The following is a 12,811-nucleotide window of genomic DNA, read 5'->3' as shown; positions in this document are numbered from 1 at the left end:
ATTCATTTAAATGCAATTACAGTATAGAAGTGATCGCTTGTCATATTTTGTGTTTGTTCCGACAAAAAGTCAATTTGAAGAGTCTAACATATATCGATTCATGAAAAAGCACGGAATTACCTCGCTTGAGGATTTGCAAAAAAAATCTTCGTTTGATGTAGGCTGGTATTGGGACGCTGTAAATGAGGATGTCGGTATTGTCTGGGAAAAAAAATACCACACAATTTATGATGCAAGAGATGGCAAACCGTTTGCAAAATGGTTTGTTGATGGAAAGACGAACATCATAAATTCCACAGTATCAAAATTTGCAAAAAAATCTCCCGATAAAATTGCATATTATTTTGTATCAGAAGACGGTAATGAAAAGAGTATTACGTATAAAGAGCTAGAAGTACAGACTAACAAGCTTGCAAACGCGTTAAAAAAAATTGGTGTAAGAAAAGGCGATGTAGTTGCAATATACATGCCGATGATATTTGAGGCAATTTTGGCAATTTTGGCAAGTGCAAAGATTGGTGCTGTGCAAACTGTAATTTTTTCAGGATACAGTACTGATTCTCTACGAATCAGATTGCAAGACTGTAACGCCAAAGTGCTTTTCACTACTGACGGATTCGCACGAAAGGGGAAAAACATCTCACAACAGGAAATAGTAAGTGAGGCAGTCAAGAATACCTCAGTAGAACATTTGATCGTAGTGCCGTACAAAAATATTGACAGATATGAATACGCGTACAATATACTTGATTATTCAAAACTTGTCTTGGAAGAATCTGAATCATGCGATGCTGAAATCATGGACTCTGAAGATCCTCTTTTTATCTTGTATACGTCGGGTACTACTGGCAAGCCAAAAGGTGTCATACACACGCATGGCGGCTTTTCAGTGTACGCAGGACACCAGGCAGCCTATCTGATTGACCTCAAAGAGACAGACACGCTTTTTTGGCCTGCAGATATTGGCTGGATAACAGGCCAAACATGGAATGTATATGGCCTTTTAATCGTAGGGGCCACTGCAATCATCTATGATGGTGCAATAGATTGGCCGGTTCCACATCGATTATTTGAAATCATACAAAAGTATTGTGTAACCGTTTTTGGTACCTCGCCAACTGCCGTCAGAATGTTTAGAAAGTACGGCGTTCAGCCAGATCAATTCAAGATTGATACATTAAAAAATATCCCGACTACTGGGGAGCCAATAGATGAGGATTCGTGGTGGTGGCTTTACGAAAAAGTTGGAAAAAAAAGGATACCAATCATGAATTTGGCAGGAGGCACTGAGATCGGAGGCGCGATGTTATCTGTCTTGCCAGGCATGAAACTAAAACCAACTACAGTAGGTATGCCTTGTCCAGGATTTCATCTTGATGTAATTGATGAGAAAGGCAATTCAGTACGCGGCGTTAAAGGATTTCTTGTAGTAAAATCACCATGGCCTGCAATGACAAGGGGCCTGCTAAATGATAACCGGAGATATCTTCAAACATATTGGAGTCAGTATGGTGATGTCTGGTTCCACGGCGACTATGTTCTTGTTGATGAAGATGGCCTGTGGTACATGTATGGGCGAGTAGACGATGTGATCAATGTTTCTGGACACAGGTTAAGTACGGTCGAAATAGAAGAATGTGCAATTTCACATCACTTGGTAAGTGATGCTGCCGTAGTGTCAATTCCAGACGAAATAACTGGAGAATCAATAACGGTGTTTGCAGTTGTAAAAGATCCATCAAACATGCGGATTCAGAATGAGATATCCGAAGTTATTGCAAGCAAGATAGGAAAAATAGCAAGACCAAAGATTGTCTTACTCGTATCGGATTTGCCAAAAACAAGAACAGGTAAAATAATGAGGCGAGTTTTGAGAGCCAAGCTTCTCGGACTACCACTTGGAGATATATCGCCGCTTGAGAATCCGGGTATCTTGGATGAGGTTCCTACTTTAGCGTCCTAGTTTTTTAATTTCCTGGGCGACAAGCGGCAAAAATGCCCCAACATCAGTTACTATTCCAAGTGCCTGCCACGTACCCCTATCCATTAGTTTGGTTACAGTCGGCTGGTTGATATCAACTACTATTACCTTGACGTTTGCAGGAATCATGTTTCCTGTGGCTATTGAATGAAGCATTGTTGAGACCATTATTACCATCTTTGCGTCTTTGAGTATTTCCTTGTATTTTTTCTGGGCAACTGCAGTATCCGTTATCACATCTGGTAGAGGTCCGTCATCACGGATAGAGCCGGCAAGCACGAAAGGCACCTTTCTTTTAACACATTCATACATTATCCCCTTTCGTAGTTTTTTAGTTCTCACCATATTCGCAATTGAGCCTGCTCTGAAAACAGAATTGATTGCCTCCATGTGGTTTCTATGCCCTTTGACTGCAAGAGAGCCATCATGCACGTTCATTCCAAGCGAGGTTCCAAGTGTAGCATACTCTATATCGTGCACAGCAAGTGCGTTGCCTGCTAAAACGCCATCAATGTATCCAAGACGGATTAATTCTGCAACAGAGTCGGCTGCCCCAGTATGTACTATTGCAGGCCCACCTACTATCACTATCTTCCCGTTTTCTTTTTTTGTTTTGTAGATATCCTGTGCAACTTTTTTTGCAATATGCTGTGTCGGGCGCTCACTAGAACTGCTACTTCCCATGAATTCAAATACATTAGATCCTTCCCTCGGTCTTTCAGGCGGAATTATTTTCACGCCTGTTTCTCCGACAACTATCATATCACCTTTTTTTACTTCGCGAATTGGAGTGCACATTGCCTTGCCGTTTTTTACTACTATGCACTTGTCCATCATCATTCCATCTACGTTTACCCACTTGCCGTTAAGAAATATCTGAGTGGTATTGTTGGTAGTACTGTAAAAATTCTCTGGCATCACCATGTCCTTTGGGGCAGCTTTGAGCACCACCTGTTTTCCCACGGTAGGCGTAGCGCCAACACGGTATACGTGTTCTAATATTTTGTCAAGGTGTTTTTGATCTTTTCCTTGAATTTGCAGTCTTGCGTAACTAGAGTCTTTTTTCTTCTTACCAACTTTGATGTCAAGTACCTCAAATTCTCCTCCCAAGTCCATCACGACATCAAATATCTTTGTAAGTATCATAGAATCAATCAGGTGTCCACTAACTTCGATTTCAGATGAATATTTCATTGCAAGGTTATTTCCTATCTAGTTCTTAAAATCTGTTGCATGTAGAATATTTGACACGTGTTTGAGTTCGTTCACACTGGAAGGATGACCTTGCCTTTGAATTCCGGAATGCCGTCCTTTTGGAACTGGCTCACAAGCATGTCCTTTTGTTCTTTTGTCACCCCCTGTACAATCGTTTTCGAAAATCCGTCTTTATCACAGAGCGAGACAATGTAGCCGCTTGTATCAGTAAGTACAAACCCGCTTGATTCATCCACAATGGCGTAATAGTTTTCCTCACCGACCGGTTCCCATGTGGATGATTTGGTGTCACGTAATGCTAGTGCAGGCATTGCTCTATTGTTGGTTATTTTGTTGAGATATTCGCGCGATGCGGCGACTCGTTTTTGCCCCAGCTTTAATGCTTGAAAATACTGCATTAGATCAGATCCGAAAACTGATTATTAAAATCTGGCGTGGTCAAATTATTATATTCACAGGATTGACGGTGTATGTGCCACTGTCAAACAATGTCATAATGCACCTTAACGAAATAACAACGCAAATACAAAACAAAAAACTGCTTTCTGAAAACGATGAGCAGCTAATACGTGGTATCTTTAACAAAATACTTGAGCAGGGAGAATGGTACGACGTAAACGAAATAGAGTCATGGCTTGAAAATGAGGGAACGTGGACGCATAAGCCTACAATAATTCGCATAACCAATATCTCCCATTACATACAGACGCGATTCCAACAAAGACCGGCCAAGCTAAAGATGTTATCTGATGACGAATGTGGATGTGGATAAACGCTTAAAATAAAAAAAGAACTAGTACTAGAATGACAAAATCTATTCCAGATGGTTTTTCCACCATAACTGCGAGTCTAACTGTAAAGGATGCTTCAAAAGCAATAGAATTCTACAAGAGTGTATTTTCGGCTCAAGAGATTCACCGATTTGTCGGACCAGATGGAAAAACCATCATGCATGCAGATCTCAAAATAGGAGACTCTATTCTTATGCTAAATGACGAAATACCGCATATGAACTGCAATTCTCCAAAGACCATAGGAGGTACTGGTAGTGCAATATACTTGTATGTTGAAAATTCAGACGATGTGTTTGGAAAGGCAGTTGCGGCAGGGGCGATACCTATAATGCCAATAATGGATGCCTTTTGGGGGGACAGATGTGGAAGCATAATCGATCCTTTCGGACATGCATGGACGATTGCAACTCATAAAAAGGATATGAGTGTGGATGAAATAAGAAAAGTCGGGGCTGAGGTATTCAAGCACGTGTGTCAGTAAACGACTTTGAGGCTAGCTTGATATCTTTTTTGTAAAGTCGTTGATGAGTGAGTCATCAAAGTTGATTGTCTTGTTTTCTACTAACGTAGCTATTTTTTGCCAGTCACTTGAAGTCATTTTCTTTGTTTGCATTAGGCCACCTGTAATCAGTATGTTCAGCACTGTTGAAAGACTCCAATTCTGATCAGTTTTTTCGATCAGACGCGCTTGGATTTTTCTTACCTTGGTTTCAATTTCTTTTTCCAGCGTGATACTTTTCTTACTTTTTGGCGATGTTGTTGATTTTACCATGCTAAAAACTCAGACCACAGTTATAAAAATCCAATCTGCCAAATATGGAAATACAAATACAGACCGAATCAACCTATGTTTGTATTTTTTCCAGTAATTTTGATATTATCTGACTGTTTTCCTTTCTTTGCTCAAGAATTTCATCCAGTCGCCTCTTCTCAGATTCCCTTTTCTGCTCACTTGCAACTATCTGAAAATATTCCTCATCCAGATTGTTGTTTGCCTGAAGGCGTTTTATTATCTCAAACAGTACTCCTATCAGCTCGTTTTGGGCACGAATGAGATCATCTTTTTCATGCGACATTAAGACTATAACAGGATAGAAGCTTGTAAATCTTACAAATCTGGAATGAATCTGGCAAGCGTACTGCCTGAGATTTCACTCCTTGCCGATTCGAAAAATGGTTGCAGTTTTTTCTTTGAATATATTTTTGCATATACTTTTGCCTGTAGTGCCATCTCAAGCTTGTCTATGCGATGCACAAATACTGATTCTTTTGTGGTTTTCTTTTGGTATTCTTGCCACAGTTGCCAGTAATCTTTTTGTAACTTTTGCGGAAGAGTTTTGAGGATTTTTTTCATAGCGTCATTTTCAAGTCGAATTTTTTCTGGCTTTGTTACTTGATTTGGAGTCAGATCTCCTACAATGGATTCGGCAAGATCATGCAATATCGTCATCTTGACTATTTTGAGCGTATCAAGATTCTCCTCGTCGGCTATTGCCATTGCGATTGCTGACATTGCAAAACAATGCTCTGCCACGGATTCCGGATTCTTCATGGCCAGCCTGTCTTTCCAACCTTGACGCTTGATTGTTTTTAGTTTCAGAACGGCATTGAAGAATTTGGCAGGATCAGTATTTTCTTGTGTCGCCCTCAAGTAATCCCGAACCATGATGAATTCTGTCTATATGTTTTGAGAGTTCTTCTTTGGTGGAGAATTCTGAATCGCAATATGGACACGATACTTTGCTCATAGTTAAGCTGGTATTGAGAATCTATTAAACCAATCGTACCGAAAAATCAATTAAACTGGGGACTCAAACATGCATACTTGAAAATATATACAAAGACTGGAGATGACGGCACAACTGGACTCCAAGGGGGAGAACGTGTACTAAAATCAGATTTACGCATACGTGCATATGGTTCAGTTGATGAGATCAATTCATGTCTTGGCATAATTCTTGCATCTGGAACAGAATCTGACATTACAACATTACTAACAAGAATACAAAATGAGCTATTCGTAGCAGGTTCTGATCTTTCAAATCCCAACCTTGCCGATTCTAGGACAAGAGTTACATCCGAGATGGTTATAAGACTGGAATCTGACATAGACAAATTTGAAAGCGAGCTTGCCCCGCTTACCAACTTTATACTTCCCGGAGGGCACAGAACTGCAGCCTTTGTCCATCTTGCAAGAACAATAACACGAAGAGCTGAAACTGAGGTAGTAGAACTATCACAGCATACGGACCTTAATCAGAATTGTCAGAAATATCTTAATCGCCTATCTGACCTGCTATTCGTACTTGCGCGAGTAATAAACAAACGGAACGGTACGCCAGATACAATATGGAGACCGTAAACCGCAACACGGTAGTAGCTCGCCAGCCCTTATGACAAGCATACCAAAAGACACTTTAACTCCTCACTTAGAAAAAAATCGAGCCAAGGTAGCTCAGCCTGGGAGAGCACTCGGCTGAAGACCGAGCTGTCGTGGATTCAAGTCCCACCCTTGGCACATTTTATTTTATTATGCAAGTCTTATCAGATCTCGAGTGATGCCAATGTCATTATTTGTCCAAAACACAGAAAATCGTCATGATAAGTAATATTTTAATACATGATAATATCCTCATGAGAAAGTCACTTGGCAAAAAAAGAAGCAAAATCAAAAAAAGACGATAAGAAAAAATCAACCCAGAAAAAGCAAACTAAAGAAAAAAAATCAAAAAGCAAAAAATCTAGTGAAAGCTTTGCTGATGATGGTATCGTCATAATAGATGAACAGATTCAAGAAGACAAGGAAGCCGAGCTTGAAGCCAGAAAGGCATACCTAGAAGAAGCAAGATCTCAAGAAGTGGAAGACTAAAGATTTATCCGCAAAAACAACCATTACTATGTAATGCAGGCATTATGTCTTATCAATATAAAGCCCGGAAAGACTGACAGAGTACTGGAAGCATTAAGGAAAAAGCGTAAGCTGCTCAAAGAGATCATGCCGGTAACGGGCAGGGCCGACATCTGCGTTCTCCTCCATGGCTCGATTGATGAAATAAACAATATGGTTATTGATTTTAAAAAGATCAAGGACATTGTAAGCACCGAGACTCTAATAGAAGTGGAGGTAAACATGGGATGGTAAAAGCAATAGTCTTGGTAAAATCTCCAAAAAGGCTTATTGCTGCAAAGCTTGGCAAGCTGCCTTTTGTGTATAATTCATTTCCAGTAAGCGGTCAATTTGACGCGGTGGCTTTAATCAATGTTCAGGATCTATCTGAAATTCGCCAAATCACAACAAAAATCCAAAATATACCGGGTGTAGAACGGACAGAAACCATGGTAGAACTACAATAAAGCATTTAACAGTGTAGCACATAATCATCATGTGAATATAAAACGAGTTGGAAATGTAATTCTGGCAGTAAAAGACTTGGACAAATCGGTAGAATTCTACCACAACATACTTGGGCTTCCAATAAGGAATCAGAGGAGGACATGGGTAGATTTAGGCCAGAGCGGAGCAGCAATCAGTCTACATCCTGCCTCGCTAACTGCAAAACATATAGGAAACTCACTTGAGAATGGCATAGTCATTGGTTTCGTAGTTGGCGATGTCAAATCCGCAATAGAGGAGCTGAAATCAAAAGGCGTCGTCATATATCGTGACGTAGTAGAAAGAGAAGCTGGCAAAAACGCAATAGTGTTGGATCCAGACGAATACATGATCTCGCTGTTCGAGCCATCATTTGCTGATAAAGACCAACAAACTACTGGATATCACGGGTTTACTCCAGCCTAGATAATTCCCTTCACTTTTCTAATTATTTCATCCAAAGACTTTGTTTTCGGCTCTACTGATATGTAATAGACTACTTTTGAATCAGGAATGCAGATAATGGTTGCTTTTTTATGCTGGATTGTTGCATGTTCAAAAGGACCAAGAGCTCGCGATTGGGACTGTCTTAATGTAATTAGATTGGAAATAATGAAAAACTCGTTTTTTGCATCTTCTTGTTTTAAGAACGGTAAAAGCCCGGGACGTATTATTCCAGTAAGTGTTCTTCCGTATTCGTTTATCACGCCAGCATAACGGACCGATTTTGAAACCTCAAGTATCATCTGGCACTTCTTGCGGTATTGAACTACTGTGTCTCTCCACTTTTGCTCAGGAGTTTTACTCATCACTAAGTGATGTAAACAAAAGTTAAAAGAGTTTTTGATTTGTAATCTCAGACGTGGCTCTTGCCTTTTGTTATCTGTTCTAGGCGCTTTCTCAACTCAAGATTCTCTCTTTTGAGCTTTTCATTTTCTTCGGCCACAGTTATGTCGACTCTGTTGTCATACATTGGGTGGCCTGGAGGAAACACTGAAGAGTTCATATCAAAGAGACTTGATGCATGCCGCAGATACATTCTGCCAAAGTCGTTTAGTCTTGCAGAAAACAATGGATTTTCTTTGAGTATTTTCTCCTTTAACTTGGCAGGATGAGATGCCATACCTTGCGATATACCTGCAGATGGAGGATATCTATGAAATCCAAATAGCCCAAACCCAAATGGGTAACCATGCATGTCCATAAATGCCTTCATCTCTGTAGGGTCCATACAGACAGTATTGTGCAAGAGTATTTGTGCCTTAGCCTTGTGCCTAAAATATACTGGTTTGTAAAGTCAGAGTCATTTTTTATCAAATTGAGCTGATCGCTGATCCTTATAGCGATCAGCGATCGAAATCAAGTATGATTGGATTAGACCTGAAGCATTGCGTAAAATGCAAAAAATGCATCAATGTCGGCGAGTTGCATAAAATTGTCATGTATGTTGTGCAAGAAAAATTCACCGACCACCATTATGAGCACATAGAATGTCCAGACAAGTTCACGGTTTAATCCACATATGCGTAGACTGGATACAGATCACCTGTTGAGCGTCGGTATTTCCATTCATTATTCTTCCAGACCACTTTCTCAAATGTAGATTGTATTGATGGATGTATTCTCGTATACACCTCATCTCCTATCAATATCTGATTTGGTTTTGCCATATTCTGTATCTTTGCAGCTATATTCATTGTTGGCCCCAATATGTCTACGTGTGATTTTTGTGCATCGGAGCCATATCTGACTATCATATTTTCTCCATAATCAATACCTACCTTGATTGCAAGATCAGGATAATCATACTGATTAAGGATTGGGTTGATTCCTTTCTGTATTACCGATATCATTGACTTGCCGCAAAGTACGGCATTGTCTGCAGGGGCAAGCTGGTTTTCCTCGGCAGGAAAGTATCCTATCACGGCATCGCCTACAAATTTGAGCACATAACCGCTATGCTGACGTATTGTAGACGCCATCTCTTGCGCAAAACATGTGATAATTATTGCAACTTTGTCTTCGGGTAACTCTAGCGCGATATTTGTAGAGCCGACAAGGTCAACATATAGTACAACCATCTTCATTCTAGATGAGACGTGTTTTCTTAGAAATTTGTCTGATTCGTCTGCGGCTGGAGAATATTCGTATCCACTCTTTAGCGCTCTCCATACACGGTTCTGGGTTTGCTTGATCAAAGTTTCCGAGTCAACCACCCTCTGAGTCGGCTGGCTGAGCATCATGTCTATTATTCCATAGTCTTTTTTTGTCTTGGTTTGTTTTTCTGGTAAACTATCATTCTGGCTAGGATTGTTTTTAGTATCACTCATTTTATCAAACACCTAATCTAGGGGAAAACTGACATCGCAGACAGGACACTTTGCACGCCTGCCTTTATAAGCATCGTCGTAATACTGAACTACTTCGACCTTGCAAATTGTGCAAAGAATTCTTCGTATAGACATATCAAGTATCATACGCCTGTTTTGTATTTAAGAAATTAGAGTAAATCCTGCCTAAATTCGGTATAAAATCTGCCCGGCATTAGGATTTTTAGGCTCAACTACGGGTGGCTTTTGTGCGACTTGGAACCAAGACGGCCGATGACTTTTTTGGTGCTTTGGCTGAAAAATCAGATAAAATAAGCAAATTATTTCAAAAGCGTATAGAGTCACTTACAGAGCCAATTAAGACCAAGGTAATGCTAGGAGACACAAGCATCATAGATCAGACTACTTTTGATCCCTCAAAGACTGGAGAGTTTTACGAATGGATTCTCAAGACAATGAAAGACTGGGAATCAGATGGCGTCTCACGTACTGCGGAAGAGGACCTTCGGCGTGTATTCGTCAAGCTGGAAAAAAGGATTGGAAACTATCTGCTTCTCTGGCACATGTCGTTACAATATCACGCATTGCTTTATTACAAACCAGACAGCAAAGTGCCAAAGATACAAAAAGAGCTTGCAGACCTTTTGGACGGTACCAAAACCAAGGAAAAAGAGCTTGCAGACCTAACTGACAGCATAATAAGAGAAAGGCTCGAAGCAATTGGATATAAAGACATTGATGAGCAAAAGTTATTCGAAATCCTATTCAATGAAGATGGATTTCGTGAGCAGATCGGTCAAGAAGTCAGCAGCAAGACCGATTTTGATTTTAAAGCAAAGGAACGGCGAAAGGTTGAGCTCTTCAACGAGCTTGACAGTTTGCTGGTCGAGACATATCAGACCACGTCTGTTCTAATCGATGAGAATAGACTGGTAACAGGCGAAGAAGGCTGTATATGTACATTCGATCTTGATTTTCTAAAAAAAAATACAAGAGTGGCAATATTTGAGCCAAGAAGAGTACCTGAAAAAACAAAGCATGAAATACTTGATTCACTGGATGAAATAATCAAAACACTGTCAACCTAGGAAATTTTTATATTCTGTTATGTAAAGAAAATAACAAAAATAGTCAAAGGACCGCGAACTAAAGTGACTCTAGTTCAAGGGGAGAACGGACCCTTTGACTAATTATGTACGATCATCGTCAATATATTTAAGGTTATCCAAGTGTGTGAATTTCTTACACAAATTAGTCATAAAATGACAAAATTCATGCAGGATTTACACAAGAAATTAAATAGTTGACTGGCTGCGATCAATTCTAATGACTCCTACATACGATGATATTGTAAAAAACAGAGGTTCGTATGGCAAGGTGGTCAGAAAGACGCCACTACATTACAGTGAAACGTTCAGTAGAATGTCAGGCTCTCATGTTTACCTAAAAGCAGAATTTCAACAAAAAACAGGATCATTTAAGCTGAGAGGCGCATATGCAAAAATAAAATCACTTTCCAATGAAGAGAAAAAAAATGGTGTCATTGCGGCATCTGCTGGTAACCATGCACAGGGTGTTGCTTATGCATCAAAGCTTGAAAAGATACCGTGCACGATAGTTATGCCAATCACAGCATCACCAGCAAAAGTTGCTGCAACTAGGGGGTATGGTGCTAAGGTCTTACTCCAAGGCATAAACTACGATGAATCTTGGTTGAAAGCCCAAGAGATCTCAAAGAAAACAGGAGCCAAAATAATTCACGCGTTTGATGATCCTCAGATCATCGCTGCAAATGGGGCAATTGGACTTGAGATTTTAGAAGACTTGCCAGATGTAGATGAGATATATGTTCCCATAGGAGGCGGCGGTCTTGCAGCTGGGATCTTGCTTGCAGTAAAAAAACGTAATCCAAAAATCAAGGTAATAGGAGTGGAGTCAAAAGGGTTTCCTGCCATGCGCAATTCACTAAAGGCCGGAAGACTGCAGGCAGTGAAAGGTACGAGAACAATAGCGGATGGAATCGCAGTAAAAACTCCAGGTCGACTTACATTCAAGATAATTAACGATCTAATCGATGACATAGTTTTGGTAGACGATACACAGATAGTCAAGACTATGTTTTTGTTAATGGAACGAGCCAAGATGGTAGTTGAACCTGCAGGTGCAGTAACACTGGCATATCTGCTTGATGTAAAGCCATCACCAAGCAAGAAGGTAGTTCCAATTCTCGGTGGAGGAAACGTAGACATGTATCTTTTGGGACAAATAGTGGCAAAAGGATTGGCTGCCATGACTAGGATGATAAGAATATTCATATTGCTAAAAGACAAGCCTGGAGCCCTCAAAGAAGTGGTAGATGAAATTGCATCACTCAGTGTAAACATAGTAGAAGTGGTTCATGACAGACTAAGCTCGAACATAGATGCTGGAACAGCAGGCGTTACACTAAGTCTTGAAACAGAAGGAAAAGAACACGCTCAAAGACTAATATCACATTTGAAGGCAAAAAACATCCAGTTCAAAATCATGCCATAGTGTTATCTAAATTTTTTCTGCACAAATTTTACAAGGCCTGTCTTTTTCATCTCGTTTGATTCTGAGATCACTGCTTGATGTTGTCTTTCTTTGAATTTTTTCAACTTGATTCTAATTTCAGGGTATTCGCTGCCTAGAATTTTTAATGCGTATAGTCCTGCGTTTGCCGCTTTGTTTATTCCAACTGTTGCCACAGGGGATCCATTCGGCATCTCTACTATCGATAGAAGTGAATCCATACCACCGAATGCAGAAAACTTGAAACGCTCCGATTTCTTTTCTGATTTATCGTTATACACCATGATTGGAACACCGACCACTGGGATCACCGTGTGGGCTGCAATCATGCCAGGCAGGTGTGCAGAGCCGCCAGCACCAGCGATTATAACTTTGAGTCCATTTTTTTCCGCATATTTTGCATATTCTTCAAGTTTTGTAGGTGTGCGGTGTGCTGATACTATCTGATCATCATGTAAGATTCCAAAATCATCAAGAATCTGGGCCGCACTATGCATCACCTTACTATCAGAGCTTGATCCCATGATTATTCCTACTAACGGCTTTTTTGGAACCATAGATTTCA

20 protein-coding genes and 1 tRNA gene are annotated in these 12,811 nt (G+C 40.2%); 11 read left to right on the top strand and 10 right to left on the bottom strand.

Going from position 1 to position 12,811, the window contains the following annotated elements; translation table 11 throughout:
- The first annotated feature begins 100 nt into the window (after positions 1–100).
- On the top strand, positions 101–1,963 hold the full coding sequence (locus tag NITUZ_RS04115) for an AMP-binding protein (protein ID WP_244443803.1): 1,863 nt from the start codon (positions 101–103) through the stop codon (positions 1,961–1,963).
- On the opposite strand, the gene NITUZ_RS04110 is transcribed toward NITUZ_RS04115, so the two are convergent.
- Both NITUZ_RS04110 and NITUZ_RS04105 read right to left on the bottom strand, forming a co-directional pair.
- Positions 1,952–3,175: an ornithine cyclodeaminase, nickel-pincer nucleotide-dependent gene (locus NITUZ_RS04110; RefSeq protein WP_048195590.1), complete on the bottom strand. Its 1,224-nt coding sequence runs from the start codon at positions 3,173–3,175 to the stop codon at positions 1,952–1,954. The genes NITUZ_RS04115 and NITUZ_RS04110 overlap by 12 nt on opposite strands.
- A gap of 71 nt (positions 3,176–3,246) precedes the next feature.
- Positions 3,247–3,594, bottom strand: a complete 348-nt coding sequence (locus NITUZ_RS04105) for a hypothetical protein (protein ID WP_048195584.1) — start codon at positions 3,592–3,594, stop codon at positions 3,247–3,249.
- Between the two features lie 74 nt (positions 3,595–3,668).
- Between NITUZ_RS04105 and NITUZ_RS04100 the strand changes: the two genes are divergently transcribed.
- Together NITUZ_RS04100 and NITUZ_RS04095 are read left to right on the top strand one after the other, a co-directional pair.
- Positions 3,669–3,968 carry a hypothetical protein gene (locus NITUZ_RS04100; protein WP_052370088.1) on the top strand — a complete coding sequence of 100 codons (300 nt, stop codon included), beginning with the start codon at positions 3,669–3,671 and terminating at the stop codon, positions 3,966–3,968.
- A 32-nt stretch (positions 3,969–4,000) separates the two neighbouring features.
- Positions 4,001–4,471 carry a VOC family protein gene (locus NITUZ_RS04095; protein ID WP_048195575.1) on the top strand — a complete coding sequence of 157 codons (471 nt, stop codon included), beginning with the start codon at positions 4,001–4,003 and terminating at the stop codon, positions 4,469–4,471.
- Between the two features lie 12 nt (positions 4,472–4,483).
- On the opposite strand, the gene NITUZ_RS04090 is transcribed toward NITUZ_RS04095, so the two are convergent.
- From NITUZ_RS04090 to NITUZ_RS10265, 4 genes are all read right to left on the bottom strand, one after another.
- A complete protein-coding gene (locus tag NITUZ_RS04090) occupies positions 4,484–4,762 on the bottom strand; it encodes a hypothetical protein (protein WP_048195573.1) in 279 nt (92 codons plus the stop codon).
- A 73-nt stretch (positions 4,763–4,835) separates the two neighbouring features.
- Entirely contained in the window at positions 4,836–5,066 is a 231-nt protein-coding gene (locus NITUZ_RS04085; protein ID WP_048195572.1) for a hypothetical protein, read from the bottom strand.
- Positions 5,067–5,098: 32 nt separating this feature from the next.
- Positions 5,099–5,641, bottom strand: a complete 543-nt coding sequence (locus NITUZ_RS04080; protein ID WP_244443802.1) for an HD domain-containing protein — start codon at positions 5,639–5,641, stop codon at positions 5,099–5,101.
- Positions 5,616–5,738, bottom strand: a complete 123-nt coding sequence (locus NITUZ_RS10265) for a DUF2225 domain-containing protein (RefSeq protein WP_239654956.1) — start codon at positions 5,736–5,738, stop codon at positions 5,616–5,618. The genes NITUZ_RS04080 and NITUZ_RS10265 overlap by 26 nt, the downstream gene beginning before the upstream one ends.
- Before the next feature lie 77 nt (positions 5,739–5,815).
- Here NITUZ_RS10265 and NITUZ_RS04075 point away from each other — a divergent pair, with 77 nt between their 5' ends.
- From NITUZ_RS04075 to NITUZ_RS04050, 6 genes are all read left to right on the top strand, one after another.
- Positions 5,816–6,352, top strand: a complete 537-nt coding sequence (locus NITUZ_RS04075; RefSeq protein ID WP_048195570.1) for a cob(I)yrinic acid a,c-diamide adenosyltransferase — start codon at positions 5,816–5,818, stop codon at positions 6,350–6,352.
- 82 nt (positions 6,353–6,434) lie between these two features.
- Positions 6,435–6,508 (top strand) — tRNA-Phe (locus tag NITUZ_RS04070).
- 129 nt (positions 6,509–6,637) lie between these two features.
- A complete protein-coding gene (locus NITUZ_RS04065) occupies positions 6,638–6,859 on the top strand; it encodes a hypothetical protein (RefSeq protein ID WP_048195568.1) in 222 nt (73 codons plus the stop codon).
- A gap of 33 nt (positions 6,860–6,892) precedes the next feature.
- Entirely contained in the window at positions 6,893–7,132 is a 240-nt protein-coding gene (locus tag NITUZ_RS04060) for a hypothetical protein (protein WP_048195566.1), read from the top strand.
- Complete coding sequence (locus NITUZ_RS04055) at positions 7,126–7,344, top strand: Lrp/AsnC family transcriptional regulator (protein ID WP_048195564.1); 219 nt, start codon at positions 7,126–7,128, stop codon at positions 7,342–7,344. Before NITUZ_RS04060 ends, NITUZ_RS04055 begins: the two co-directional genes overlap by 7 nt.
- Before the next feature lie 31 nt (positions 7,345–7,375).
- The gene (locus NITUZ_RS04050) at positions 7,376–7,789 is read left to right on the top strand and encodes a VOC family protein (RefSeq protein ID WP_048195562.1); all 414 of its coding nucleotides are present in this window, start codon (positions 7,376–7,378) and stop codon (positions 7,787–7,789) included.
- Here NITUZ_RS04050 and NITUZ_RS04045 read toward each other — a convergent pair.
- The 3 genes from NITUZ_RS04045 to NITUZ_RS04035 all read right to left on the bottom strand — a co-directional run bounded on the left by NITUZ_RS04045 (position 7,786) and on the right by NITUZ_RS04035 (position 9,693).
- Positions 7,786–8,172: a hypothetical protein gene (locus tag NITUZ_RS04045; protein ID WP_048195560.1), complete on the bottom strand. Its 387-nt coding sequence runs from the start codon at positions 8,170–8,172 to the stop codon at positions 7,786–7,788. The genes NITUZ_RS04050 and NITUZ_RS04045 overlap by 4 nt on opposite strands.
- 47 nt (positions 8,173–8,219) lie before the next feature.
- Positions 8,220–8,594, bottom strand: coding sequence for a hypothetical protein (locus NITUZ_RS04040; protein ID WP_052370067.1), 375 nt, complete (start codon positions 8,592–8,594; stop codon positions 8,220–8,222).
- Positions 8,595–8,874: 280 nt separating this feature from the next.
- Positions 8,875–9,693, bottom strand: a complete 819-nt coding sequence (locus tag NITUZ_RS04035; RefSeq protein WP_048195557.1) for an adenylate/guanylate cyclase domain-containing protein — start codon at positions 9,691–9,693, stop codon at positions 8,875–8,877.
- A 248-nt stretch (positions 9,694–9,941) separates the two neighbouring features.
- On the opposite strand from NITUZ_RS04035, the gene NITUZ_RS04030 reads away from it, so the two are divergent.
- A complete protein-coding gene (locus NITUZ_RS04030; RefSeq protein WP_048196055.1) occupies positions 9,942–10,781 on the top strand; it encodes a hypothetical protein in 840 nt (279 codons plus the stop codon).
- A 238-nt stretch (positions 10,782–11,019) separates the two neighbouring features.
- A complete protein-coding gene (gene ilvA, locus NITUZ_RS04025) occupies positions 11,020–12,228 on the top strand; it encodes a threonine ammonia-lyase (protein WP_048195554.1) in 1,209 nt (402 codons plus the stop codon).
- Positions 12,229–12,230: 2 nt separating this feature from the next.
- Here the strand turns inward: ilvA and purE are convergent, their stop codons facing one another.
- Complete coding sequence (purE, locus tag NITUZ_RS04020) at positions 12,231–12,803, bottom strand: 5-(carboxyamino)imidazole ribonucleotide mutase (protein ID WP_048195547.1); 573 nt, start codon at positions 12,801–12,803, stop codon at positions 12,231–12,233.
- Positions 12,804–12,811: the final 8 nt, after the last annotated feature.

Origin of the sequence: Candidatus Nitrosotenuis uzonensis (assembly GCF_000723185.1) — an archaeon.
GTDB lineage: Archaea > Thermoproteota > Nitrososphaeria > Nitrososphaerales > Nitrosopumilaceae > Nitrosotenuis > Nitrosotenuis uzonensis.
Note: the sequence above shows the minus strand (reverse complement) of the source record. Positions and strands in the feature narration are given on the sequence as shown.

Coding starts and splice junctions, on each gene's coding strand:
- NITUZ_RS04115 (WP_244443803.1), top strand. CDS start 101: ATGAAAAAGCACGGAATTACCTCGCTTGAGGATTTGCAAAAAAAATCT.
- NITUZ_RS04110 (WP_048195590.1), bottom strand. CDS start 3,175: ATGAAATATTCATCTGAAATCGAAGTTAGTGGACACCTGATTGATTCT.
- NITUZ_RS04105 (WP_048195584.1), bottom strand. CDS start 3,594: ATGCAGTATTTTCAAGCATTAAAGCTGGGGCAAAAACGAGTCGCCGCA.
- NITUZ_RS04095 (WP_048195575.1), top strand. CDS start 4,001: ATGACAAAATCTATTCCAGATGGTTTTTCCACCATAACTGCGAGTCTA.
- NITUZ_RS04090 (WP_048195573.1), bottom strand. CDS start 4,762: ATGGTAAAATCAACAACATCGCCAAAAAGTAAGAAAAGTATCACGCTG.
- NITUZ_RS04085 (WP_048195572.1), bottom strand. CDS start 5,066: ATGTCGCATGAAAAAGATGATCTCATTCGTGCCCAAAACGAGCTGATA.
- NITUZ_RS10265 (WP_239654956.1), bottom strand. CDS start 5,738: ATGAGCAAAGTATCGTGTCCATATTGCGATTCAGAATTCTCCACCAAA.
- NITUZ_RS04060 (WP_048195566.1), top strand. CDS start 6,893: ATGCAGGCATTATGTCTTATCAATATAAAGCCCGGAAAGACTGACAGA.
- NITUZ_RS04055 (WP_048195564.1), top strand. CDS start 7,126: ATGGTAAAAGCAATAGTCTTGGTAAAATCTCCAAAAAGGCTTATTGCT.
- NITUZ_RS04045 (WP_048195560.1), bottom strand. CDS start 8,172: ATGAGTAAAACTCCTGAGCAAAAGTGGAGAGACACAGTAGTTCAATAC.
- NITUZ_RS04040 (WP_052370067.1), bottom strand. CDS start 8,594: ATGGACCCTACAGAGATGAAGGCATTTATGGACATGCATGGTTACCCA.
- NITUZ_RS04035 (WP_048195557.1), bottom strand. CDS start 9,693: ATGAGTGATACTAAAAACAATCCTAGCCAGAATGATAGTTTACCAGAA.
- ilvA (WP_048195554.1), top strand. CDS start 11,020: ATGACTCCTACATACGATGATATTGTAAAAAACAGAGGTTCGTATGGC.
- purE (WP_048195547.1), bottom strand. CDS start 12,803: ATGGTTCCAAAAAAGCCGTTAGTAGGAATAATCATGGGATCAAGCTCT.